The organism is Agathobacter sp. LCP21S3_B2, from assembly GCF_052118705.1.
Lineage (GTDB): Bacteria > Bacillota > Clostridia > Lachnospirales > Lachnospiraceae > Roseburia.
On sequence record NZ_JBQKGQ010000007.1, the window covers coordinates 65756 to 89663 of the forward strand.

Consider the following 23908-nt stretch of genomic DNA (forward strand, 5'->3'; position numbering starts at 1 on the left):
TATGGATAGAGGAGAACCATTAATTAGTATTGTTGTTCCGATATACAAGGTGCCGGAGAGATATTTGAGAAAATGTATCGAGAGTTTAGTCAATCAGACGTACACAAATATAGAAGTATTATTAATCGATGATGGTTCGCCGGATAATTGTGGTGAAATCTGTGAAGAGTACGCAAATAAATCGAAATTTATAAAGACTATCCATAAGATAAATGGGGGATTGTCGTCAGCCAGAAATAAGGGTGTTTTAGAAGCCAAAGGCAAGTACATTATGTTTGTTGACGGGGATGATTGGATTAACTCTGAAACTTGCGAAGTTTTATCTAAGAGCGTATTGGAAAATAATGTCGACTTACTAATGTTTTGCATGTCAAAAGATTACGCAGATAAATCCGTGCAATATGATTACGTTTTAGAAGACGGGCATGAATATGTAGGAGATGAAATCAAGTGGCTTCAAACCCAGGTGCTTAATTATAATAGCAATATCGCAACGGCAACTACTAAACTCATTAAACGGTCGGTGTTAATCGATAATAGTATCTTTCATAATGAGCTTTTAAAGCAGGGCGCAGAAGGAATTGTATTCAATATTGACTTGTTTGGGAATATTAGAAATGCAATATTTGTTAAAAAATATCTCTATCATTACATATATAATGATGAATCTATTTCTTCTTCATATAATGAAAAAAATATTTATCTTGTAATCGACTGTTTCGAAGAAATAAAGAAAAAAATTGAAAGTCAATTTAATAATAATGATTTAATTGGAGCGTATAGAAATCGCTTAATCTACGCTATTGTTGCAGCTGTTATTAGCGGTTTTTTTAATCCGGCTAATCCTGATAGATATAAAGAGAAGAAAGAAAAATGCAAGAAGTATTTGGAGAATGAAACAATTATTGATGCTTTGAACAATGCTGATATGAAAGGTGTTTCAAAAAGCAGACAAATAATTGTATTTATGATTAAAAGAAAGCTGTTTTTTATTATTCACGCTTTAGGAATGTTAAGAAAGTGGCAAAAGAGCCACTCTTGATGGAGGGTATATGTTAAGAGTTATTTTATCATTTGACGATGGAAGAAAAGATAATTATAGAGCTGCTATGGAAATAATGAAACCTCTAGATATCCCGGCAACATTTAATATAACTACAGGATACATTCTCCAAAATATTGCAGATAATGATAAACCGGGTCCACATGCACCGATGAATTTGGATGAATTGAACGAATTGGCAGCATGTGAATTGTTCGAAATTGCAGGTCACGGATATACGCATGATAACGACATTGAAAATTTACTGAATGGTGTTTTGGTACTCAGGAAGTTATTACCTAATGCAAAAATCAACGGTGTTGCTAGTCCGCATTCTGAGTTTAAATTGTCTGACTTAAAAATTGCTCAAGAAAAATTCAATGAGAATGGCATTAGATATTTGCGAATTAGCAACGATTACACAAAGATGAGCCAGACAAAGATTTGGCTCAGAAGATTAAATCGAGTTCTTCATCTATCGTCTTTATATGCTTGGGTTAATGAAGATTCTATTGAGAATGAGGCAAAGTTTCTTTTACATAGTTTCCCTGTGATTAGAGACAACAAGCTCCGTGAAGTGAAAAAATTGATAAATAGATTGAGGGAAAATAGCTTAGATTCCGATTCTGTTTGTATTCTTATGTTGCATAGCATACTAAAGCCAGGCGAAGATTATTATAAAGATTTATTTTCCTGGGATTATGATGATTTTTTCAATTTGTGTAAATATTTATCAGAACAATTGAAAAAAGGAAATATTCTTATGTGCAGAACAAATGATTTGTTTAAGGAGAGTTAATAATGAAAGCTAGAGTAATTGCATATTATTTGCCTCAGTTTCATCCTGTGAAAGAAAATGATGAAATGTGGGGAAAAGGATTTACTGAATGGACAAATGTTGCAAAAGCAAAACCTTTGTATAAGGGGCATTATCAGCCCCAGATTCCGTCTGACTTAGGCTTTTATGATTTGCGTTTGCCTGAAGTAAGAGAAGAACAAGCTAGACTTGCTAAAGAAGCTGGAATAGAAGGATTCTGTTATTGGCATTATTGGTTCGGAAATGGTAGAAGAATACTTGAAAGACCTTTTAATGAAGTATTGGAAACCGGGAAACCTAATTTTCCTTTTTGTTTAGGTTGGGCAAATCACAGCTGGAGTAATAAAACGTGGCAAAAATTGGATAGATTTCAGCAGGACACCACCTTCATTAAACAAGAATATTTAGGGGAAGAAGATTATACGATGCATTTCAATACAGTTCTTCCTGCGTTTAAAGATAAACGTTATATTACTGTTGATGATAAGCCACTGTTCCTGATATTTGATCCAGATGCAATACCGGATGTGGAGTTTTTTATTGAACTTTGGAACAAATTAGCAAAACAAAACGGGTTAAAAGGAATTCATTTTGTCGCTAGAGGTGTTTCTACGGGGAAATTCTCGTTAAAGTCTAGTAAGGATGAGATAAATAAAAATGTTAAGAATATTTATGACGGTTTGATAGCAAAGGGATTTAATGCTATTGCACCGTCAACTATGCGACAAGCAGAAGTTATGGTAAAGGGGTATTATAGAAAGATACTTAATACTTTTTTGAATAGATACAGTTTGCAGTTGGGCAAAGATGCCTATGATTATGAGAAAATCATTAAATACTTATATAACGATCAGGATGAAAGGCTTGATGTATATCCACAATTGGTACCAAGATATGATAAAACTCCTAGAAAAGGACGTGATGCTGAATTTTATTATAATAACTCTCCTGAGGCTTTCAAAAGATCAATTGAGATGGCTTTAGATAGAGTTAAAGATAAGCCTTTTGAGAAACGAATTCTGTTTGTTTTTGCATGGAACGAGTGGGGAGAAGGCGCATATCTTGAGCCGGATATCAAATATGGGCATGAGTTTTTGGATGCTTTAAAAGAAGCTATTATAGATTGAAATCATTAAAATAATTTTTGTGTCTTGAAAGTATCAGTTATTTTAAAATCTTATATATTGAGGAAATTATGAAAATAGAAGTAATTACAATGCATGGTGTTCAAAATTATGGATCTGCATTACAGGCGCTTGCAACAAAAAAATTATTGGAAAACCATGGCTGTGAAGTTGTTTTTATCGATTATGTTCAAAGACACTTGCTCCCGGAAAATATAGTAAGTACCTGGTCTAAAGGAAATCCAATTAAGGCTTTAGCAATATATCCGACAGCAATCAAATGGAAAAAAGTATTCAATGATTTTTGCAAAGATAATCTAAATCTTACGCCTCAAAAATATAGCAGCTTAGATGATTTTAATGGATATAATTCTGATGCAGATGCGTATTGTACTGGAAGTGATCAAGTGTGGAATTCAATTTGGAATAGATGTATTGACTATCCGTTGTATCTAAGTTTTATTCCGAAAGAGAAGTATAAATTTGCCTTATCAGCAAGTTTTGGATTAGAAAAACTTGATGAAAATGAAATTAAACTAACTAAGCCATATATAGACCAATATAAACATATATCTGTTAGAGAAAAAAGTGGACTTAATATTTTAGAGGAGCAGTATCACTATAAAAATGGAATTCAACTGTGTGATCCAACTATTTCACTTAGTGGTGATGCGTGGCGAAACTATTCTTCAAAGAGAAAGATAGATGGAGATTACATATTGATCTATAATCTAAATCGCAGCAAAGAGTTCGATAATTATGCAAAAAAACTCTCAAAAGTAACTGGTTTAAAACTCGTAAGATTTTGCACTAGATATGATCAGTTTTATAGATGTGGAAAAAGCATCTTAGTTCCTGAAGTTTTTGATTTTATTAGTTTGATAGATGGAGCAAAATATGTGTTAACAGATTCTTTCCACGCAACGGCATTTTCGATGAATCTTAATACAGAACCTATTTGTGTATACCCAAAAGACTTTGGTGGAAGAATAGAGGATTTTCTAAAACTTGTAAAGAGTGAGCATCGACATATAGCAGATTATTCTGATTTTGACGTTATAAATAGACCTGTTAATTTTAATGCTGTAAATGATATTTTGAGTAATGAAAGAAAAAGAATTAATGAGTATATTGATACTGTTTTAGAAGAGGTAGAACGTTATAATGAAAACAGTATGTGAAATAAATAAATGTAATGGCTGTATGGCCTGTGCTGATGCTTGCCCTAAAAAATGCATAAAAATTAGAGATGAAATAACGGCCTTTAATGCTGCAATAGATGAGGATTTATGTATTAATTGTAAGATTTGCGAGAAAACATGTCCTAATGTAAATAAACCAGAAAAGATAAAACCTATTGAATGGAAGCAAGGATGGGCTCCTGCTGAAATCCGAAAGTATTCCACATCAGGTGGAGCTGCTTCAGCTATAATACAATCTTTTATTCAAGATGGCGGTTTCGTTGCTTCATGTCTATTTCAAGACGGAAGGTTTTATTTCGACATAACCAATGACCTATTTGTCGCAAAAAAATTTGCTGGCTCTAAATATGTAAAGAGTAATCCCACTGGAATATATAAAAAAATACAGGAAAGATTAAAGACTGATAAGGTTCTGTTTATTGGTCTACCATGCCAGGTAGCTGCATTAAAGAATTATGTAAAAAAACAAGATAATTTATATACAATTGATCTTATTTGTCATGGAACGCCTTCTGTTAAATTGCTTGAAAAGTATTTGAACGAAAGTGGATATCGGTTAGATAAATTAATGGATATTAGATTTCGTACAAAAACTAATATGGGATTAAACAGCAATAACCATGAGGTGTCGTTTCTATTAGCTATGGATCATTATTTATGTGCCTTTTTATCATCGGTCGATTATACGGAAAACTGCTATTCTTGCCAATTTGCTTCAATTGAAAGAGTGTCCGATTTGACTCTCGGAGATTCTTGGGGAACTGAATATAAAGAACAAGAGAAGAATGGGATTTCGTTATTGCTCACACAAACTAAGAAGGGAAAGCAACTTATCTGTATGGCAGAAATGGAACTTCAGAATGTGGATTTAGAAAATGCTATTGCGAATAATCATCAACTTTCTCATCCATCTATTTTGACAGATAAGAGAGTGAAATTCATGAAGAAAATTGAAGAAGGAAAGAGCTTTAAATCAGCAACATTTGCGGTATTGCCTAAGATGGTTTTACGGCAAACAATTAAAGGAATACTAATAAAACTACATTTGATTAAAGTTGGGGGGAGTATAGATGAATAGATTGTTAAAAAATGGAAAAATAAAATATGCTGATTTAATCGCTTGGTTTTTTGCTTTGTATGCCTTTTTATCATTAGGTCCGTATTTTACTTGGGGAACATATAAGGGAGGACTATTTGCAAGTTTTTTTTCGATATCATATTCCACATGGTTTGCAATTTTATCGATATTATTGGGTTGTTTATATTTGCGTAATAAGCCAATAAAGCTCAATAGCATAGAAAAAATAATTGTATTACTTTTATTATTAATGCCAATAGCCAATATAACTATTTCAACAAATTTCGAAACAATAATAAGCGTTGGATATGTTCCGTATATAGTGTTAATAATGGTAGTACTGCTTCCCGAGAAGATAACAAAGAATACGTATACCATATTCTATACAATGGTTTCTTTGTCGTTTGTTATACCAATAATCATATATGGATGCCAAATAGTAGGCATTAGTTTGCCATATACTATTATAGATAGTAAAGAAGTAATGAAAAAAACAATTGGTGTAGCATATAGAGTTTATCCGTTTGCTGTCAATAGAATACAAGCATACCAATCAGATTTTTGGACATTTAAACTTTGTGGAATGTTTGATGAACCCGGTGTTGTTGGAACGATAGCAGGCTTATTCTTATGTGTTGAAGATTTTAATATTAAAAGACGAAGGAATATTATTATATTAATTGCCGGAATTCTATCTTTCTCTTTTGCATTTTATGCTATTTGTGGTTTAGCTTTATTATTAAAAGCAGTTATGAACAAAAGAAAAGGAGCCTATATAATTTTTGGTTTAGTAATTGGGTATTTGATATTCATGAACATTCCATTTTCAAATCCTAACATAGCTTATTTTCAATCAAGGTTTAGATTTGTAGATGGTATAATATCTGGTGATAATCGTACAAATGCCCGATATTTGGAGATTGTATATCAGGGCTTTAATGACGGAACAAGAGAATTATTGTTTGGGCATGGGCCTGGGAGTTTATCAAAAGTCCAGGCAATTGCTGTAGTAGATGGTTTTTCTTTTTACAATCTTTTATATGATTATGGCTTTGTTGGATTATTTGCGGAGCTGGTAACTATTATTTTGTTTGCTAAAAATTATACTAAAAGATTCATTAATGTTTGGCCAATCGTGATTTGTATTATTGCGAATTTATACCAGAGACCTAATATGCTTGCTTTTCATTTTATGATCATAATGCTTGGAGGATTGGAACATCATGCTACTTTTAATAGTGAAAGGAAATATGAATGATCAGTAAACAATATGTTGAAAAGTTGATACATAGATTTAAAAAAAATATAAAGAAAGAACTCCCTTTGAATGTATGTGGCGCTTTAGAGCTGATATCGAATTGTGCAGATGTAATTTATCATTCTAATTTGTATTATGTTGATGATGAATTGGAAGGGTATTTGGCCAGTATTTCAAATAGTCTGGGTATGCACCAAGAGTTTCGTTGTTTAAAATCTAGTTCAGATGTTGTTTTGTTTTACGATGGATTTGGGCATAACGATCGAGGATTGATACAGATTTACCTTAAAGAACTATGTAAAAATAATAGAGTCATATACATCACTTTTTTTGAAAATTCTAGTAGAATTCCTGATATCAAAAAAATTGTAACCAATTCGCATGGGAAAATGGAGTTCATCACAAGAAAAGGTAAATCACTATTGGAACAAATCGAGCAACTAGAGTCGATTGTTTTAAAATACAGTGCTAAAGATTTTTTCTTTTATTCAGTACCTAACGATGTCGTTGCTACCACAGTATTGTATGCTTTGGAAGGACAAGTAAGAAGATTACAAATTAATCTAACAGATCATGCATTTTGGCTCGGAGCAAGATGCATAGATTATTGTATTGAATTTAGAGACTATGGTGCATCTGTAACTCATTATTATCGAGGAATAGAAAAAGATAAAATAATCAAACTACCGTTTTATCCGGATTTGCACAAAGAGAGAGAGTTCCTGGGGTATCCTTTTGAAATAAACGAAGGAAAACAAATTGTCTTCTCAGGAGGCGCATTATATAAAACAATTGATTCTAATTTTACATATTATAAAATCGTTGATAAAATTTTGAGTAATAATAAAAATGTTATTTTTTGGTATGCAGGGATGGGGGATGACTCCAAGTTAAAAGAGTTGTCTCAAAAATATGTTGGTAGAGTATACCATACGAATGAAAGACCTGATTTATATCAGATAATGCTACACTCGACAGTATATTTAAGCACATATCCAGTTTGTGGAGGATTGATGTATCAATTTGCAGCTAGTGCAGGTGTTGTTCCAGTAACTTTGAAAAATGACTATATGTCAGATGGTTTTCTATTAAATCAGTCTAATCTTGGAATAGAATTTGAGGATATAGATATATTACTGGACGAAGTGACTAAGTTACTTAATAGTGACGATTATAGGAAAAAACGCGGCTATCAGATGATGTGCGCGGTTATGAATGAAGATAAGTTCTCAGAATATTTTAACTTCGCAATGAATGGATGCGGAAACAAATTAGAAATTAAATATAAGAAATTTGATACTACTACTTTTAGAAATGAATATTTGTGCGGATTAAATAAGTATAAACTAGCTAGTATTCTTTGCAATCGAAATACAAGAAAAACAACATTAAAGTATTTTCCGTTGTTATTCATAGTAGGAGCGCTTCAAAAGATTAAGTTAAGAAAAGGAGTATAATGTATGAAAATACCTTTTGTAACATTTAAGCCTATGGAGGCTGAATTAGATAAAGAATTAAGAGAAGCCTTTGATCGAGTTTATACTCGTTCCTGGTACATCGAAGGCGTGGAAGACGAAGCTTTTGAAAAAGCATTTGCTGAGTATTGCGACAGTAAATACTGTGTTGGAGTTGGCAATGGTTTGGATGCGCTTTTCCTTGCACTTAAAGCACTTGGAGTAGGTGCAGGAGATGAAGTTATAGTTCCTTCAAATACATATATTGCTACTGCTTTAGCAGTTACTTATGTAGGTGCAACTCCGGTGTTTGTAGAGCCAGACATCCGCACCTTCAACATTGATCCGTCAAGAATTGAAGAAGCTATTACTGAAAAAACAAAAGCAATTATGCCGGTTCATCTCTATGGCCAGCCATGCGATATGGATCCAATCATGGACATTGCGAAAAAATACGGTTTATTTGTAGTGGAGGACTGTGCGCAAGCCCATGGTGCAACATATAAGGGAAAAGTAATCGGTTCTTTTGGTGATGCAGCTGGTTTCTCTTTCTATCCAGGAAAGAACCTGGGAGCACTTGGTGATGCCGGAGCAACAGTGACTAATGATGAGGAACTTGCAAAGAAGGTTCGCGCTTTAGGCAATTATGGTTCCGACTACAAATACCATCACATTTATAAGGGAAACAACTCTCGCCTTGATGAACTGCAGGCTGCATTCCTTGCTGCAAAACTTCCTCATTTGAACAGAATGAATGAAGAGAGAAGAAGAATTGCACAGAAGTACATTGATGGTATCAAGAATGAAGAAGTTATTCTTCCTTATGTCCCAGAATATGCAAATCCGGTTTGGCACATCTTTGGAATCAGATGCAAGAGAAGAGATGAACTTGAGAAGTTTTTAAATGATGCTGGCATTGGAACAAACAAGCACTATCCAATTCCTATGCATCTTCAGGAATGCTATAAGGACCTTGGATTCAAAGAAGGAGACTTCCCAATTGCGGAGGAGATTTCTTCTACTCAGCTTTCTATTCCTATGTATTATGGAATGACAGATGAAGAAGTACACTATGTGATTGATAGGGTGAATGAGTTCAAATGAGACTAAGAAATCTGGAATTAAAAGATGCTCCCTTAATGCTTGAATGGATGCATGATGAGAGTGTTGTTGGGAAATTAAAAGGAAATTTCATAGAGAAGACTTTAGCGGATGCAGAGTCTTTTATTTTGGCTTCAGCTAATAAAGAAGAGAATATCCATCTTGCCGTTGTTTCTGATGAAGATGAGTACATGGGGACGGTATCCTTAAAAAATGTGGAAGATGGAAGTGCGGAATTCGCAATAACCGTAAGAAAATCTGCAATGGGTAGAGGTTATTCCTGGTATGGAATGGAAGAAATCATCAGGCTGGCATTTGAACAGTATGGATTAGAAAGTGTCTATTGGTGTGTATCACGAGAGAATGAAAGAGCTGTTCGTTTCTATGATAAGCACAATTTCCATGAAGCATTGGATATTCCAAGCTCTGTACTAGAGCGATATAAAGGAATGGAAAACCTGAAATGGTATTCCGTACTTAAGGGCGATGTTCTTGATGATAGAACTGAAGTTGCTGGGTGTAAGATAGTACATATCAAAACCATCCCAACGGTTGGCGCTGGAGAATTGTCTTTCTTTGAAGCTACACATGATGTTCCATTTGAATTCAAAAGAATGTACTATATATCAAAGGTGCCAGAAGGGACAAGAAGGGGTTTCCATGCCCATAAGAAACTAAGGCAGCTGTTATTCTGTCCCTATGGAAGAATACAGTTAATTCTTGAAAACAAGCATGGCAGAGAAGAAATAGAACTTTCCGATCCATCTATTGGTGTGGTTATTGAAGAACCTACATGGCGTGAAATGCTTTGGTTACAGAAAGACTCTGTTCTCTGTGTGGCTGCTTCAGATTATTACGAAGTTGAAGACTATATCAGAGATTATGAAGAGTTTAGAGGGATGATTGATGGATAAGAGAAGAGACAGAGAATCAAATATTGAGCTGCTGCGTATTTTAGCAATGCTGGGTGTAATAATTCTTCACTATAATAATCCTTCCATCGGGGGGGGTTATCCTTTGTTAAGTATGGAAGCCTGAATTATTGGTTTCTTAATGCTGTTGAATCCATTTTTATATGCGCTGTTAATCTATTTATGATTATATCCGCATATTTTATGGCATCATCTAATAAAAGAGACCTTTGGAAACCAATACAGTTACTTGCTCAAGTGATAATATTCTCTGTTTTAAAATATGCATTAATCAGTATGATAAAATGCAATTTTAGTATTCGTGGACTTATTGGGGCCCTAATACCTGCTAACTACTTTGTTATTCTGTACATTGTAGTGTTTATCATTTCACCATACATCAACCTTATCTTTGAACAATTGGATTTAAGGAAAAGGAAGTTGTTTATTTGTACTTTGATACTGTTGTTCTCAGTGTATCCTACTATAGTAGATGTATTTATCGAGGTGACTAAACACAGTTTTAATGGCTTGAGCAGTATCGGGATGTATGGAAGTCAATATGGGTACTCAATAGTTAACTTTACTTTATGCTATTGTGTAGGAGCGTATATTCGCTTTGAATCAGAACATATATCTAAAGTTAACACAAATAAATTAGTTGCTGGGCTATTGGCATGTGTAGCTGCCATGACTATATGGTCTGTAATAAATGATAACATTGGTTACTTTACAGAAAAAACAGCATGGGAGTATTGCAACCCGTTAGTAATTATATCGGCAGTTTGCGCTTTTCTATTATTCAAAAGAATCAATATAAAAAATAGCAAACTCATTAATTCATTGGCAAAGGGAAGCTTTACTGTGTATTTATTACATGAAAGATTTATTAAACACATAGGTGTAGAAAAATTTGTAAATTACAATGTTTTCTTGTTAATTAGTCACATGGTGATTTCTTCTGTTTTGATTTACTTGGGGTGTTGGGTTGTTTATCTTTTATACGCTAAATTTGAGAAGGCGGTATTTGGTATCATAAAAAGAAATTGTAAATTACCATCATTAGAGATTTATGTGAAAGGGAAGTAATGAACAAGCTAAAACTATTTATTGAAAACTTTCTAGTATATGGATTAGGTGGCATTATCAGCAAAATCATACCTTTAATTATGGTGCCGATTGTAACAAGGCTGATGCCGAGTACGGATTATTTTGGTTTAAGTGATTTATCCAATACTGTAGTATCATTTGCTAGTGCATTTGCTGTAATGGGAATGTATGATGCAATGTATCGTATGTTTTTTGAAAAGGAAGATGACGAATATAAGAAAAATATTTGTTCAACTGCTTTTTCATTTACATTATGCACATCGGTAGTAGTCTTCCTGTTTTTAATTGTTTTCAAGAAACAAATAGCACAGTATTTTTTCAGCGATACTAAGTATGCGTATATAGTATATCTTTCAGCAATAGCCACATTAGTAGGTGCAACTAACAGCATTATTTCAGCTCCTACCAGGATGCAGAACAAAAGGAAGATTTTCCTGGTTACGAATACAGTAAGTCCAATCCTTTCATATGCTATTTCCATCCCAATGTTATTGGCTGGTTATTACACAGTTGCTTTACCTTTTGCAGCTGTTGTATCTGGTGCGACAATGGAACTTGCATTTTGGATAATGAATAAGGAATGGTTTAGCCTGAGAAGATTTGATAAAATTCTTCTAAAACAGCTTCTTGTTATTGCTATACCATTACTACCAAATTTTCTTATCTACTGGGTATTTAATTCCTGTGATAAGGTAATGATTACCAACATGATTGGTATAGGGGCAGCAGGTATTTATTCGGTTGGTTCAAAGTTGGGGCATGCAAGTCAATTGATTTATACGGCATTTGCTGGTGGATGGCAGTACTTTGCGTTTTCGACCATGAAAGAGGATAACCAAGTCAAAAGCAATTCAATGATATTTGAATACCTGGGTATTATCTCTTTTGCTGCAACGGCCTTTATTTGTGTGTTTTCATATCCTTTATTTAAGATCCTTTTTACAGAACAATACTTATCAGGATACATAGTCGCTCCATATCTGTTTTTAGCACCATTGCTGCAGATGCTATTTCAGGTTGCTTGTAATCAGTTTATAGTTGTTAAGAAAACCTGGCCGAATTTATTTATTCTGTCTGTTGGTGCTGCATCAAATATAGCAATAAACTACTTCTTAATTCCGGTATTAGGAATTGAAGGTGCTTCACTAGCTACTCTAATGGGTTACGCAATTTCGGACGTGATATGTGTAATCATTCTTTACAAGATGAAACTGATGGTTGTTGAAAAGAAGTTTATTGCAGCAACATTAGGAATGATATTATTTTTTGTTATTTGGAGATTGTTCATTCCAAACAATGTTATTCTAGGATTGGGATTAGCTATCATCTTCTGTTCTTATTTTACTTTCTTATACAGGAATGATGTTATGAAGCTTGTGAAAATGATAAAGAAATAATGGTATTATGTGCAACTAAACTTCAAATCTTCACTTCTACCTTACTATCATGTAGCGTGAGAATTTGAAGTTATAATAAGAGTAGATATGCTTTGCTAGTAGAGTGGTTTGAAAGTTGTCTGCAAGACAAGTAAAAAAGACCTACCTGATTTTGTCCTTCCTGTGCAACTATCAATCCAAACAACTGAAAGCCTACAAAATAAGGTAGGAAGAAAAAACACACCACAGCAGAACAAGAAAAAATAATAAAAACACGCCACAGCAGATGTGGGGGAAGGGGTAGGAAACCCACTACTCAATCTGTAAATTCAAAAAGAAGGACAAAACAATGGCAAAATATTTCGGAACAGATGGCTTCCGTGGGGAAGCCAACTGCACCTTAACCGCCGACCATGCCTTCAAGGTAGGCCGCTTCCTGGGCTGGTACTACACCCAGCTGAAGCATCAGAACAATGACTCGTCTCCTGCTAGAATTGTGATTGGCAAGGATACCCGCCGCAGCTCCTATATGTTTGAGTACTCGCTTGTGGGAGGACTGGTAGCCTCTGGTGCGGATGCTTATCTTCTTCACGTCACCACCACGCCTTCCGTGGCCTACATTGCCCGTATGGATGAGTTTGACTGCGGCATTATGATTTCCGCAAGTCATAATCCCTACTACGACAATGGCATCAAACTCATCAACAGGCACGGAGAAAAGATGGATGAGGAAACCATCAATCTGGTAGAAGACTATCTGGATGGAAAGCTGAATCTGTTTGGAAAGTCGTGGGACGAGCTTCCGTTTGCCTCTCGTGACCAGAAACTTTCTGGGGTCAGGCACCATTAAATTTTTATAAAATAATAAATTCAATACACAGACTATTGATTGTATATAAACCTGACTTTTGCAGGAAAACAAGTATAAAATACCCGTCAAGCCCAGTAATAGATGGCTTGGCGGGTTTGTTGTTTTGCCGGATTTTCGGTAAACACAAAATAATTCGACAGATTGCATAACTGATTTGTAAAACTCATAATGAATAACAGGAAGTGCTAGTGTTTTACTACATTTTGCTTTGCTAGATGCTAGCATTTTACTCTAACTATTATGAGAAAGGGAACAAAATCATGGAAAAAACACAAGGTGTCAGGTGCAAATTAAAATTCTATAAACTTAATGAAATGAGTTGTACTATGTTTGATTATGTGGTAAAATCCGTAAATAACGATATGGAGATGTTAAGATGACAGTAGGACAGAGAATATTCGAACTGCTAAAACAAAAGGGTATGACCCAGAAAGAATTTTCTGAAAGAACCGGTATTGCGACTACAACGATCAGTGATTGGAGGAAGAAGAATACCAATCCGGGATCGGACAAGATATTATTAATATGTGCTGCATTAGAGGTTACCCCGGAATACTTATTGTCGGGCGTTTCAGAGGATAGCCATCGAGGGCGTAACAAAGAATATGTTGTTATTCCCAAAAATACAGAGGAAAGGCTGTTAATAGAAGTATTTGGGGAAATGGATTTTGAGGAGAGAACACAACTGCTTGCGTATGCTAAAAAAATAATGGAACATTGATTTCCATTAAAAATCCGTAAATAACGATATTGATTAAAGAGAATGGGAGGGGTGAAACATAGCGAGAAGATTAAGAGAATGGTACAGGGGAGCTATATATCATATCATGCAGAGAGGGATTCGGAGAAAAGAGATATTTTCAGATCAAAATGATTACCATATGTTTTTATCAATACTATCGAAGGAACTGAAGAGAAATCAGTGCAAACTCCATGCATACTGTTTAATGACAAATCACTATCATCTTTTGGTGGAAACATCAGAATATGAGGTATGGAAATTTATGAAGAATCTGGCCCACAATTATGCACAGTACTATAACAGCATGAATGCATTCCAGGGACATCTGTTTGAAGGACGATATAAATCATGTTTAGTTCAAGACGATGCATATTTTCTGCAGACCAGCCGTTACATCCATCTGAATCCGGTAAAAGCCCGTATGGCTGCCCATCCAGAGGATTATAAGTGGAGCAGTTACCGCACCATGCTTGGCATATCGGATGACCAGATCACGGTAAAGGAAAGGACGCTGGGATATTTTAAAGGGAAAAGTGTTCACAGATACAGGGATTTCGTAGAGGATATTGGCCATAAATACATGGTTACGGAGTCGGAGATACATAAAGAAATTGAGGAGGATGAAATATGGCTACCTTGGTAAAGAGTTTTGCGATCCAGGGAATCGATGCATATCCTGTAGATATAGAGACGAAGACCATGGAAGGCCAGCCTATGATATCGATCATCAGTCTGGCTCCTTCTGATAAAAAGAAGTGCGGCTCCCATTTTGATCTGGCAATGGCTGTTGGAGTACTGAAGCAGGCGGATCTGATAGATGCAAAGAATATTCTCCAGTATGGACTGATCGGAGAGCTTTCCTTAGACGGAAGATTAAGGCCCAGCAGAGGGATCCTGCCAATGATCATTGCAGCAAAGAAACATGGATATAAAAGTGTGATTGTTCCCAGGGAAAATATGGTGGAAGCCAGATTAGTACAGGGGATCCAGATATTGGGGTTCGAAACGCTATTGGATGTATTACGCTATCTGGAAGGGAAAAAAACATATGGAAGTACAGTGCCGGAAGAAGAAAATGCGATATGGCAGGAAAACCTGTTGGACTTTGCAGATGTCAAGGGACAGGATGAATTAATTGATGCAGTGACACTGTCGGCGGCTGGCGGACACAATATGCTGATGATCGGAGAACCCGGTTGTGGGAAAACGATGATAGCACAAAGGATTCCAACGATACTTCCACAGATGACAGAGGAAGAATGCCTGGAAGTGACCAAAATATATAGTATATCGGGACTTCTTCCCAACGGGCATGCGCTTATGAAGCAGCGCCCCTTTCGTGCCCCTCATCATAATGCTTCATTGAATGCCCTGATCGGAGGGGGAGTGAACGCTATGCCTGGAGAGGTTTCACTGGCCCACAATGGGGTGTTGTTTCTGGATGAACTTGCTGAGTTTTCAAGACGCACATTAGATGCGCTCCGCCAACCTGTAGAAGATAAAAAAGTTTCCATCTCCCGTGTAAACGGGACTCATACGTTCCCATCTAATTTCATGTTTGTTGCCGCAATGAACGAAAGGACAACGAAATTGATACAAGCATAAATGTAGAAATACCTTGAAATAAAACTTTTTCACGGATGCTAAGGTGGAATTATGCCTATCCAATTCCTGATATCGCAACACAGGGTAAATAATAAGACTTGTATTTGAAACCCTTTAACGATAGAATAAGGTTATCGTTAGTAAGTGCGATATCGTTAAATCATTTCAAAGCAGAGTAATTCTGCGTCGCTCATGTGTTTTCAAATATCGGTATTCATTTATAATTATCTTTAAAATATATTTTGTAATAATATGTCTGATAGAAATTATAATATAAGTAGTGGTGATGTATAGAAAAAACAAATGATATGTTGAGAGGATTTCATGTTAAAGTATATTTGAGATTGAATAATATTTAGATAAATCCTATGAATATGAAAATAAACTGAAAGGTGAAAAAACAATGTATCTTTTTAGAGCACTAAATAATAAAGATGAACAAAATATCACTACTAAGTCAAGAATTATTGCAAGCCGGGAGTCTAGTAGTCAGATTCTTTCAGAACTGGGTTCGCATGTTGCGAAAGCGTCCGAAATGAATCAAGAAGATTGTTGGATATCAACCTGTAAGACTCTTGATGTGAATATACTTGAATATGCAATTCCTCAGGGAGGAAAATACAATACTGCAGCTAATAGAAAGAATATTGCAGTGATAGATGTTTCATTTTGGAAAAATGTAACTTCAATAGATGATTGTTACACTGTTTTTAAACAAGGTAATAATGTTGTTGTTGATTTTTCAACATTGCAAATTAATTCAAATTATGGGAAGAAAGTTTCTGATAATACATTTAGTCAAGTACAATGCATACGTAAACTCATTGATTCAACGTATTTGGGGAAAATAGATTCAGCTTTATTCGATTGCTCGTTTCCAAGAAAAAAGAATGTACCAATTAATAAACTTGATTTTATGAGTTTTTCCAAGAAAAGAATTAATAACAATAATGAAATTACGTGTTTTGGGCTTTTTGATACAGGAATAACAGCAGTACAAAATGGTATAGCTAGGGATGCTAAAGAAGTTCTTTGCTTAAATCGTATTCCCAATACTGCAATAAAGACTATTCTTACTCCGATTCAACAAGATATCCTTTATATGATAAAGGATGAGGTTGTGCGAGATAGGATAATAAATGAAATAATAAGCGGAAATATTGGGATAGACTGGAATAATAATAATAATATTGAGGTTTGGGTTGGGGGCTGTTCAAATAAAATAGTCATTAATGGACAACCATGGATGTATCCATCAATGATTTATGAAAACCTATCAAACTCGAGTACTAATATTGAAAAAGATTATGATAACTTTTTGAATACAAAAGAATGTTTGCTAAGACAAGCTATTGATTTCATTTTGAATAATCTTGGCATTAATAATATATCGATTGGATCTATTCCTGAACGCGACGGGCTTTGTGTCTTTGATTTTGATGCAAATAACTATAATAATTTAAATATTACTAAAAGAAAATTGTATGATGTAGTTGCGATTAAGTGGAAAGGACAATTGAATTTAGTTTATAATACAGGAGGAAATGCGGGAATAATAGGAAAAATTGATAAAGCCAATGTACTAATAGATGATTTAATAAAAAACCGAAAAATTCAATGTCCAGAATTAGAAAAGTAGAAACGGCGAAATTTTTCACTTACTTCGTATTATTTTAAGTGTCTCCTAAATATCAGTGCTCATCATAATACATTCATTAATAATTTGTGAAATGGGATACTAATTATGCAAATATCTTGGAGAAGATTATATGAAATAGTTGATTTGTCAAGAAATGGATGCAATTTGACACAGAAGAATTTACTGAAAGAATTAATGAAATACCTAGAAGGATGATGACTATGCAGACACAGGAATCAAATTGGGTATTTGTTGTTTCCCTTGGAACATCAAATCCAGAAGATTGCGATTTGACTTGAATCGGGTTGGTGGGGTCAGGCACCATTAAATTTTTATAAAATAATAAATTTGGATATACGAACTATTGAAATTGTATATTAAGTGTGTTAACATAAAAAACAACTTGAGGTTAAGGAACGTTTAACGTTTAATAACGGCTAAAATTTGTGAATTATTAAACTATTAGAATTTGAATATGAAAACAATAAGTGACAGAATATTTGAAAAATTAAAAGAAAAAGGTATGAGTCAGAAGGAGTTTTCACAGAAGACTGGCATTGCGGAAAGTTCAATTAGTGACTGGAAGAAAAAACATACTAATCCGGTAAGTGACAAGATATTGATTATATGCGAGGTGCTGGATATTTCGCCATATGAGTTATTGTCAGGAGCAGAGCATATTGGAACCAGAAGCAGGGATAATCAGACATATGTTTTTGCAAAAGATACTGAACTTGGAATGGTAGTTGAGACATATCAGCAGTTGGATTATAAGCAGCAAAAGAGACTTTTGGGCTATATGGATGCTTTGAAGATGAACAACTAGAAAAAATGTAATTTTGTACCACATGATACGTAAAAACGAAAAAATTCGTACAAGAGAGGATGAAGATTATATATTCAAATGAAGAGTACTGGGTATGGTTGTCCAGATGCAAAAAGAATTATAGATTTATGTGAACAAAACAGGGCGTCAATATTAACGAAAGAGGATAAAAAGTATATTGATAATGCAAAGAAGCTGCCGGATGCGCCGGTAGTACTATATTATAAAGGTAATCTAAATTTTGCTTCAGAATTAGAAAGAAGGGCAATAGTCGGAGCGAGGAGATGTACCAGGGATGCAAGTGAAAATTGTATGTGTTAGTCGCGAAAAATATATAATAATCGTGACAAAAAATAAAGGGTGTTGCCATGTCAGAAAGCTAGCCTACTATAGTGGAGTCTTTCACAGAGTTTAAAAGTCGGATAATAAAGGCGCGAGAGTAAATAATATAATTCATTCTTTATGATTATTTTATTTGATTGAAATACCGATACGTGGTAATATGAATTTGAAAGAGAGGATATAATGGCTAAGGAAAATGTTAATGAACTGGTGGATAAACTTACTCTATTTGATGATGATTTAATGAGTAGAGTTTTCGACAATAATATCGAAGCAACAGAGCTTATGCTTAGAATCATATTGGGAAGGAACATTAATGTAATTAGTGTTATTGGACAAGATGAGATAAAAAGTCATGAAGTAGGTGGAAGAAATATAACATTGGATGTTCATGCGATTGATGTGAACGGTGATGAAATTGATATTGAAGTACAAGGGAATTCGGCAGGGGCACATATCAGACGAGCAAGATATCATAGCAGTATGGTAGATTCTAAAATGTTAGACGAAGGACATGAGTTCAGGCAACTTAAGGATTCGTATATCATATTTATATATAAACATGATAAATTTAGAAAGGGTTTACCAGTATATCACATAGACCGATATATAAGGGAAACAGAAGAATTATTTGATGATGGTTCCCATATTATATATGTAAATGGTAACTATAAAGGTAATGATGAAATTGGACAGCTAATGAATGATTTTCGTCAGACAGATTCAGATAAGATTCATTATGCTGCATTAGCAAAAGGTGTAAAGCATTTTAAGGATACTGAAAAGGGGCGTGAGCAAATGTGTGAAGCAGTTGAAAAATATGCAAAGGAATATGCAAAGGAATATGCAAAAGAATATGCGGTAAAGGAAAAGATGATTTCTGTGAAAAATCTTATGGAGAATATGAAACTTACAGTGGATCAGGCACTAAATGCTTTGGGAATTCAAGGGGATGAAAGAAAAACCATAATAAATCAATTACAAAACCGAAATTATGATATTTAAGTAGAGATATATTAAAAATTTTTAGAACATAAATATAAGATGTTCTAGATTGAAATGCTAAAGAGTGTCATGGCACACCCAAATAGAAGCCCCAGTAGCTGGAACTACTGGGGCTTCTATTTAATTGAGCTGCTACAATTAACAGTGGGGTTAGGCATCATTATATTTCTTACAAAAATACAGAGTTTTATATATAACCTATCTGCCTAAATAAATTGAATTAGGATGAAAGACGATATTAAAAAAGAGTGCAAACTGCTTGCAATTAGCAATCAAACGAAATATAATGAAGAAAAAAGAGGAGGCGATATCTATGGCAAGAACAGCAAATGTATTTGCACGTGTTGAGCCTGAAGTAAAAGAGCAGGCAGAGCAGGTGCTTGATCGACTTGGCATTCCAATGTCCAATGCGGTAGGAATGTTTCTGAGACAGATTGTACTCCAGAGGGGAATTCCTTTTGAAATGAAACTTCCGGCTTATGAGGAACCTGTTGCGTATGGTTCTCTTACAAAGGAACAGTTCGATGCAGAGATAGAAAAGGGCATGGAAGATATTAAAGCAGGCAGAGTATATTCAGCAGATGAAGTTGAAGCAGAAATGAAACGGGAATTTGGTATATGAAATATAAAGTGATGTATACAGCAGGAGCCAAAAGAGATCTGAGAAATATTTTCAGATATATTTCAGAGGAACTGTTAGCTCCAGAGAACGCTGCCAGACAGACAGACCGAATTATGGTTGCTATTCGAAAGTTGGACACCATGCCGAATAGCAACCGGCTTTATGAGGAAGAACCATGGCACAGCAGAGGACTTCGGTTCTTTCCGGTGGACAATTATTTGGTATTTTATAAGACAAATGATGAAAATGAAATAGTGTATATAGTTCGAATTATGTATCGTGGACGTGATGTTCGCAAGCAGTTAAGCCGGACAGAAGACATTTCAGAAAATTAAAATTTAATATGGAACCAGAAGTTTGAGCAGTTAGTCTATGAAAAATAGGGGAGCTGCTTTTTTCATACAAAGTCCATCTGAGGGAAGGGCTCCGGAGCCTTTCCTTTTATCTTAATAAGGACAGTATAATGGTCTATGGCTGGACAATCAAGAGGTCAGGTGATGGACAAGATAAGAAATCATAAACAATATTATTTTATTGGACTTAAGATAATAGCTATGTTATTATAGTGATAAGGTACTATCAACCACACAAAATAAAGGATGGACAAATGAAGGGAAAAAAATTGACAGCGCTGTTTACATGCGCATTTTTACTGACTACCTCCACGCTGAGTTATGCGTGGGCTGATTCAGATTCATCTGGCAAAGCAGGTAAGCAGGGGACAGCAGCTAGTGGTTATATTGAAAGTGATCTGGATCAGGACACACCATTGTATGATTCTGGAATTGCTTTGTATTCTGACATACCGGCTTCATATCCGGATGGTGGAGTAGATGCTATCAGACAGCGATATCCGGAGAACAGAAATCAGAATCCGTATGGTACATGCTGGGCATTTGCATCAACAGGCTTGGCGGAGTTTGATTTGATTAATGATGGTCTGGCAAGTAAGGATACAGTTGATTTTAGCGAATTGCAATTGGCATATTTTACATACAATTTTGTTACTGATCCACTTGGAGGTACAGAGGGCGATGTTGCAAGGTACTATAATGATAACGCGACTTATTCTTATCTTAACAGAGGAGGCAATTTTGAATATTCACTCCGCCGATTAAGTCAATGGATTGGTGTTGCAGATGAGTCAGATGTGTCATATTCTCAGGCTGGTGCAACGATTAGTGGCTCATCAATCGATGATAAATATGCGTATGGATATGATAAAGCACATCTTGAGAATGCATATGAGATCAATATAAGGCAGCAGCCTGATCAGGTTAAAGAAATGATCGAGCAAAACGGAGCTGTCGGGGCTATGTATTATGATAGAGAGTCGGCTTGGGGATTTTATGGAGCTGATTCATATACTTATTATGATACTAATAGAGCAGGTAGCGGACATGCCATTATGATTGTCGGTTGGGATGACAATTTCTCAAAGGATAATTTCAAAGATGGTAACAAACCGGCTCATGACGGTGCGTGGCTTGTGCGTAATAGCTGGGGAGATTATAGAGATTATTTCTGGATGTCATATGACACTGTTTCATTACTGGATACAGCCTGGGCATTTGATTTTACTGGAGCGGATAATTACGATAACAACTATCAGCTGGATGGTGGAATAGGTACATATAAGGTATCAAATTATACGACTATGGCCAATGTTTTTACGGTGGGAGAGAAAGATGATGTTACATCAGAGAGCCTTAAGGCAGTTTCACTTTCTATGACAAGAGAAGCAAATGTTGGGTATAAAATTGAGATATATACAGATTTGTCTGATATTAAAGATCCAACAAGTGGTACATTGCAGGAGAGTGCGACTACAGAAGGCGAAAGTGCATTTGCAGGATATTACACTATACCATTGAATGATGAAGTTAAGCTTATTCCGGGTAGTTCATTTTCTGTTGTTGTCACATTAGATAAAGCGGCGCTCGATCATGAGTCAGCTCATTCAGTAGCAAATGGAGATAATGTGATATGGGATTGCCATGTGAACCGGGACAATTCAAGAAGCTTCTACAAATATGCAGGAAAGTTCCGTAATATTACTTATCCAAAGGGTAATGATGGAAACCTATGTATTAAGGCATTTACCACTAACAACACAAATGAGACACCGGTAGAAGAAAAGCATACTGTTACATTTGATGCCAATGGTGCAAATGTGACAATTCCAAACAAGGAAGTTATTAAAGGACAGACGTATGGAGATTTGCCAACACCTGCGAGAGAAGGATATACATTTGCAGGATGGTTTACAGATGCTACTGCCGGAACTCAGGTGACAGCTTCTACTATAGTAGAGCTTACAGCAGATCAGACGCTATATGCACACTGGACACAGAATCCGGTAGTAGAGCCGGAAAAGACAGCATCTGAGAAAGTTTCTATGGTAAAAGAAGCGATTGAGGCGGCTGTTAGTGCGATAGATGCTACGAATAATCTTACAAAAGATGATATTCAGAAAGCAGTAGATGATGCTCTTACTAAAGCAGGCATCACAGAGTCGAAAGTGGTAGTAGAAGATTTCACAAAGACTGATGCGACTACAACTGCATCAGGAAAGGCAAAAGCCACAATAAGCATTACATGTGGAACAGCTAAAGATAGTGTGATATTTGATAAGACAATAGCACAGCTTCCAAATCCGGAGCCGAGTGAACCGGATAAACCAAGCCAGCCGGACAAACCAAGCAAGCCGGATAAACCAAGCAAGCCGGACGAACCAAGCCAGCCGGACAAACCAAGCCAGCCGGATAAACCGAGTGAACCGGATAAACCAAGCCAGCCGGACAAACCAAGCCAGCCGGATAAACCAAGCCAGCCGGATAAACCGAGTGAACCGGATAAACCAAGCCAGCCGGATAAACCGGCTGAGTCGGATAAGCCGGGAATACAGGGAGGCAATGTTGATTATGAAACAAATGTTTCAATAGGTGACACAAAATCGGATGTATCTGTGGATGAGTCAAAGCTTAAGGATACAGTTCTTAGTGCAGAGCAGAAGAAGCTTGTAGATGATGGAGGAAAGGCAGACATCACTCTTACTATGTCTGATATTTCAAAGAATGTTTCAGATGAACAGAAAGAGCTTATTAATTCAGTACTTAAATCTGATGATAAAGTTGGTATGTATGTAGATATTTCTGTTCTGCTTACAATAACTGATGCAGAAGGCAATGTTATCACTGATAAAGCTTTGGTATCAGAGACTGCAACTAAATTTACTGTAAAGATGAAACTGGCAGATGAACTTTTACAAAAAGATTCATCAAAGATTCGTACTTATCAGGTAGTAAGATTACATGATGGAAAGTCAGAAATTCTTGATTCAAAATGGGATGCATCAACAGGAACACTGTCATTCGAGACAGATAAGTTCTCTACTTATGCTATCTCATATAGCGACAAGTATAAGGAAGCTGTCAAGGAGCCAACAAAAGATCCTGTAAAGAATCCGACAAAAGATTTCGATACAGATATCAAGGATGGAAACAAAAAAGATAATAGTAAACCACAAGTAAATAGCAACGTAAAAACAGATTCAAAACAGCAGACAAAAGATGCAATAAAGACAGGTGATGATAATAGAGTATTATTTATGTTTATTGTATTCATAATTGCTGTAGCTGGCGTATGTGTCACTGTGAATAGAATTGTTAAGAAGAACTAGTGGTTGGAATGACAAGGCGAGCTTAGGCTCGCCTTGTGTATTTGTGCGCCTGGCGGCATTGCTTTTTGCAGAAAGAGATGCAGGTTGGTAGGTGAAAAATT

Annotated in this window: 22 protein-coding genes and 1 pseudogene; all 23 read left to right on the forward strand. The window is 35.5% G+C overall.

Annotation, left to right across the window (positions count from 1 at the left end; genetic code table 11):
* Position 1: 1 nt before the first annotated feature.
* Positions 2 to 1042, forward strand: coding sequence for a glycosyltransferase family 2 protein (locus ACTQ1L_RS06700; protein WP_441366136.1), 1041 nt, complete (start codon positions 2 to 4; stop codon positions 1040 to 1042).
* Positions 1043 to 1052: 10 nt separating this feature from the next.
* Complete coding sequence (locus tag ACTQ1L_RS06705) at positions 1053 to 1841, forward strand: polysaccharide deacetylase family protein (protein ID WP_441366138.1); 789 nt, start codon at positions 1053 to 1055, stop codon at positions 1839 to 1841.
* A gap of 2 nt (positions 1842 to 1843) precedes the next feature.
* Complete coding sequence (locus ACTQ1L_RS06710; RefSeq protein WP_441366139.1) at positions 1844 to 2986, forward strand: glycosyltransferase WbsX family protein; 1143 nt, start codon at positions 1844 to 1846, stop codon at positions 2984 to 2986.
* Between the two features lie 68 nt (positions 2987 to 3054).
* Positions 3055 to 4164: a polysaccharide pyruvyl transferase family protein gene (locus ACTQ1L_RS06715; RefSeq protein ID WP_441366141.1), complete on the forward strand. Its 1110-nt coding sequence runs from the start codon at positions 3055 to 3057 to the stop codon at positions 4162 to 4164.
* Entirely contained in the window at positions 4148 to 5263 is a 1116-nt protein-coding gene (locus tag ACTQ1L_RS06720) for a Coenzyme F420 hydrogenase/dehydrogenase, beta subunit C-terminal domain (RefSeq protein WP_441366143.1), read from the forward strand. The genes ACTQ1L_RS06715 and ACTQ1L_RS06720 overlap by 17 nt, the downstream gene beginning before the upstream one ends.
* On the forward strand, positions 5256 to 6521 hold the full coding sequence (locus tag ACTQ1L_RS06725; protein ID WP_441366144.1) for a hypothetical protein: 1266 nt from the start codon (positions 5256 to 5258) through the stop codon (positions 6519 to 6521). The genes ACTQ1L_RS06720 and ACTQ1L_RS06725 overlap by 8 nt, the downstream gene beginning before the upstream one ends.
* Positions 6518 to 7978, forward strand: a complete 1461-nt coding sequence (locus tag ACTQ1L_RS06730; protein ID WP_441366146.1) for a hypothetical protein — start codon at positions 6518 to 6520, stop codon at positions 7976 to 7978. The genes ACTQ1L_RS06725 and ACTQ1L_RS06730 overlap by 4 nt, the downstream gene beginning before the upstream one ends.
* A 3-nt stretch (positions 7979 to 7981) precedes the next feature.
* Complete coding sequence (locus ACTQ1L_RS06735; RefSeq protein WP_441366148.1) at positions 7982 to 9079, forward strand: DegT/DnrJ/EryC1/StrS family aminotransferase; 1098 nt, start codon at positions 7982 to 7984, stop codon at positions 9077 to 9079.
* On the forward strand, positions 9076 to 9990 hold the full coding sequence (locus ACTQ1L_RS06740) for a GNAT family N-acetyltransferase (RefSeq protein ID WP_441366150.1): 915 nt from the start codon (positions 9076 to 9078) through the stop codon (positions 9988 to 9990). The genes ACTQ1L_RS06735 and ACTQ1L_RS06740 overlap by 4 nt, the downstream gene beginning before the upstream one ends.
* Positions 9983 to 10114 (forward strand): hypothetical protein, encoded by a 132-nt coding sequence (locus ACTQ1L_RS06745; RefSeq protein ID WP_441366152.1) that lies wholly within the window; start codon positions 9983 to 9985, stop codon positions 10112 to 10114. Before ACTQ1L_RS06740 ends, ACTQ1L_RS06745 begins: the two co-directional genes overlap by 8 nt.
* Before the next feature lie 35 nt (positions 10115 to 10149).
* Entirely contained in the window at positions 10150 to 11076 is a 927-nt protein-coding gene (locus tag ACTQ1L_RS06750; RefSeq protein ID WP_441366243.1) for an acyltransferase family protein, read from the forward strand.
* Complete coding sequence (locus ACTQ1L_RS06755; protein ID WP_441366154.1) at positions 11076 to 12494, forward strand: lipopolysaccharide biosynthesis protein; 1419 nt, start codon at positions 11076 to 11078, stop codon at positions 12492 to 12494. Before ACTQ1L_RS06750 ends, ACTQ1L_RS06755 begins: the two co-directional genes overlap by 1 nt.
* A gap of 328 nt (positions 12495 to 12822) precedes the next feature.
* Positions 12823 to 13293 (forward strand): annotated as a pseudogene (locus ACTQ1L_RS06760) (phosphoglucosamine mutase); the annotation flags it as partial.
* 427 nt (positions 13294 to 13720) lie between these two features.
* Positions 13721 to 14065 carry a helix-turn-helix domain-containing protein gene (locus ACTQ1L_RS06765; RefSeq protein ID WP_441366156.1) on the forward strand — a complete coding sequence of 115 codons (345 nt, stop codon included), beginning with the start codon at positions 13721 to 13723 and terminating at the stop codon, positions 14063 to 14065.
* Positions 14066 to 14168: 103 nt separating this feature from the next.
* Positions 14169 to 14729 carry a transposase gene (locus tag ACTQ1L_RS06770; RefSeq protein ID WP_441366244.1) on the forward strand — a complete coding sequence of 187 codons (561 nt, stop codon included), beginning with the start codon at positions 14169 to 14171 and terminating at the stop codon, positions 14727 to 14729.
* On the forward strand, positions 14714 to 15691 hold the full coding sequence (locus ACTQ1L_RS06775; protein WP_441366157.1) for a YifB family Mg chelatase-like AAA ATPase: 978 nt from the start codon (positions 14714 to 14716) through the stop codon (positions 15689 to 15691). Before ACTQ1L_RS06770 ends, ACTQ1L_RS06775 begins: the two co-directional genes overlap by 16 nt.
* A gap of 403 nt (positions 15692 to 16094) precedes the next feature.
* Entirely contained in the window at positions 16095 to 17330 is a 1236-nt protein-coding gene (locus tag ACTQ1L_RS06780) for a hypothetical protein (RefSeq protein ID WP_441366158.1), read from the forward strand.
* A gap of 475 nt (positions 17331 to 17805) precedes the next feature.
* Positions 17806 to 18156, forward strand: a complete 351-nt coding sequence (locus ACTQ1L_RS06785) for a helix-turn-helix domain-containing protein (protein WP_118390074.1) — start codon at positions 17806 to 17808, stop codon at positions 18154 to 18156.
* Between the two features lie 78 nt (positions 18157 to 18234).
* On the forward strand, positions 18235 to 18477 hold the full coding sequence (locus ACTQ1L_RS06790) for a DNA-processing protein DprA (RefSeq protein ID WP_441366160.1): 243 nt from the start codon (positions 18235 to 18237) through the stop codon (positions 18475 to 18477).
* A 204-nt stretch (positions 18478 to 18681) separates the two neighbouring features.
* On the forward strand, positions 18682 to 19503 hold the full coding sequence (locus ACTQ1L_RS06795; protein ID WP_441366162.1) for a PD-(D/E)XK nuclease family transposase: 822 nt from the start codon (positions 18682 to 18684) through the stop codon (positions 19501 to 19503).
* 313 nt (positions 19504 to 19816) lie between these two features.
* The gene (locus tag ACTQ1L_RS06800; protein ID WP_015543518.1) at positions 19817 to 20125 is read left to right on the forward strand and encodes a type II toxin-antitoxin system RelB/DinJ family antitoxin; all 309 of its coding nucleotides are present in this window, start codon (positions 19817 to 19819) and stop codon (positions 20123 to 20125) included.
* The gene (locus tag ACTQ1L_RS06805) at positions 20122 to 20460 is read left to right on the forward strand and encodes a type II toxin-antitoxin system RelE/ParE family toxin (protein WP_441366164.1); all 339 of its coding nucleotides are present in this window, start codon (positions 20122 to 20124) and stop codon (positions 20458 to 20460) included. The genes ACTQ1L_RS06800 and ACTQ1L_RS06805 overlap by 4 nt, the downstream gene beginning before the upstream one ends.
* A 272-nt stretch (positions 20461 to 20732) precedes the next feature.
* Positions 20733 to 23807 carry a lectin like domain-containing protein gene (locus ACTQ1L_RS06810; RefSeq protein WP_441366166.1) on the forward strand — a complete coding sequence of 1025 codons (3075 nt, stop codon included), beginning with the start codon at positions 20733 to 20735 and terminating at the stop codon, positions 23805 to 23807.
* The last annotated feature ends 101 nt before the right edge of the window (positions 23808 to 23908 follow it).

Bases quoted from the DNA above. Each gene is read 5' to 3' on its own strand.
- ACTQ1L_RS06800 (WP_015543518.1), top strand. From the start codon at position 19,817: ATGGCAAGAACAGCAAATGTATTTGCACGTGTTGAGCCTGAAGTAAAA.
- ACTQ1L_RS06775 (WP_441366157.1), top strand. From the start codon at position 14,714: ATGGCTACCTTGGTAAAGAGTTTTGCGATCCAGGGAATCGATGCATAT.
- ACTQ1L_RS06700 (WP_441366136.1), top strand. From the start codon at position 2: ATGGATAGAGGAGAACCATTAATTAGTATTGTTGTTCCGATATACAAG.
- ACTQ1L_RS06765 (WP_441366156.1), top strand. From the start codon at position 13,721: ATGACAGTAGGACAGAGAATATTCGAACTGCTAAAACAAAAGGGTATG.
- ACTQ1L_RS06720 (WP_441366143.1), top strand. From the start codon at position 4,148: ATGAAAACAGTATGTGAAATAAATAAATGTAATGGCTGTATGGCCTGT.
- ACTQ1L_RS06735 (WP_441366148.1), top strand. From the start codon at position 7,982: ATGAAAATACCTTTTGTAACATTTAAGCCTATGGAGGCTGAATTAGAT.
- ACTQ1L_RS06740 (WP_441366150.1), top strand. From the start codon at position 9,076: ATGAGACTAAGAAATCTGGAATTAAAAGATGCTCCCTTAATGCTTGAA.
- ACTQ1L_RS06795 (WP_441366162.1), top strand. From the start codon at position 18,682: ATGGCTAAGGAAAATGTTAATGAACTGGTGGATAAACTTACTCTATTT.
- ACTQ1L_RS06745 (WP_441366152.1), top strand. From the start codon at position 9,983: ATGGATAAGAGAAGAGACAGAGAATCAAATATTGAGCTGCTGCGTATT.
- ACTQ1L_RS06805 (WP_441366164.1), top strand. From the start codon at position 20,122: ATGAAATATAAAGTGATGTATACAGCAGGAGCCAAAAGAGATCTGAGA.
- ACTQ1L_RS06710 (WP_441366139.1), top strand. From the start codon at position 1,844: ATGAAAGCTAGAGTAATTGCATATTATTTGCCTCAGTTTCATCCTGTG.
- ACTQ1L_RS06785 (WP_118390074.1), top strand. From the start codon at position 17,806: ATGAAAACAATAAGTGACAGAATATTTGAAAAATTAAAAGAAAAAGGT.
- ACTQ1L_RS06730 (WP_441366146.1), top strand. From the start codon at position 6,518: ATGATCAGTAAACAATATGTTGAAAAGTTGATACATAGATTTAAAAAA.
- ACTQ1L_RS06725 (WP_441366144.1), top strand. From the start codon at position 5,256: ATGAATAGATTGTTAAAAAATGGAAAAATAAAATATGCTGATTTAATC.
- ACTQ1L_RS06790 (WP_441366160.1), top strand. From the start codon at position 18,235: ATGAAGAGTACTGGGTATGGTTGTCCAGATGCAAAAAGAATTATAGAT.
- ACTQ1L_RS06705 (WP_441366138.1), top strand. From the start codon at position 1,053: ATGTTAAGAGTTATTTTATCATTTGACGATGGAAGAAAAGATAATTAT.
- ACTQ1L_RS06715 (WP_441366141.1), top strand. From the start codon at position 3,055: ATGAAAATAGAAGTAATTACAATGCATGGTGTTCAAAATTATGGATCT.
- ACTQ1L_RS06810 (WP_441366166.1), top strand. From the start codon at position 20,733: ATGAAGGGAAAAAAATTGACAGCGCTGTTTACATGCGCATTTTTACTG.
- ACTQ1L_RS06755 (WP_441366154.1), top strand. From the start codon at position 11,076: ATGAACAAGCTAAAACTATTTATTGAAAACTTTCTAGTATATGGATTA.
- ACTQ1L_RS06780 (WP_441366158.1), top strand. From the start codon at position 16,095: ATGTATCTTTTTAGAGCACTAAATAATAAAGATGAACAAAATATCACT.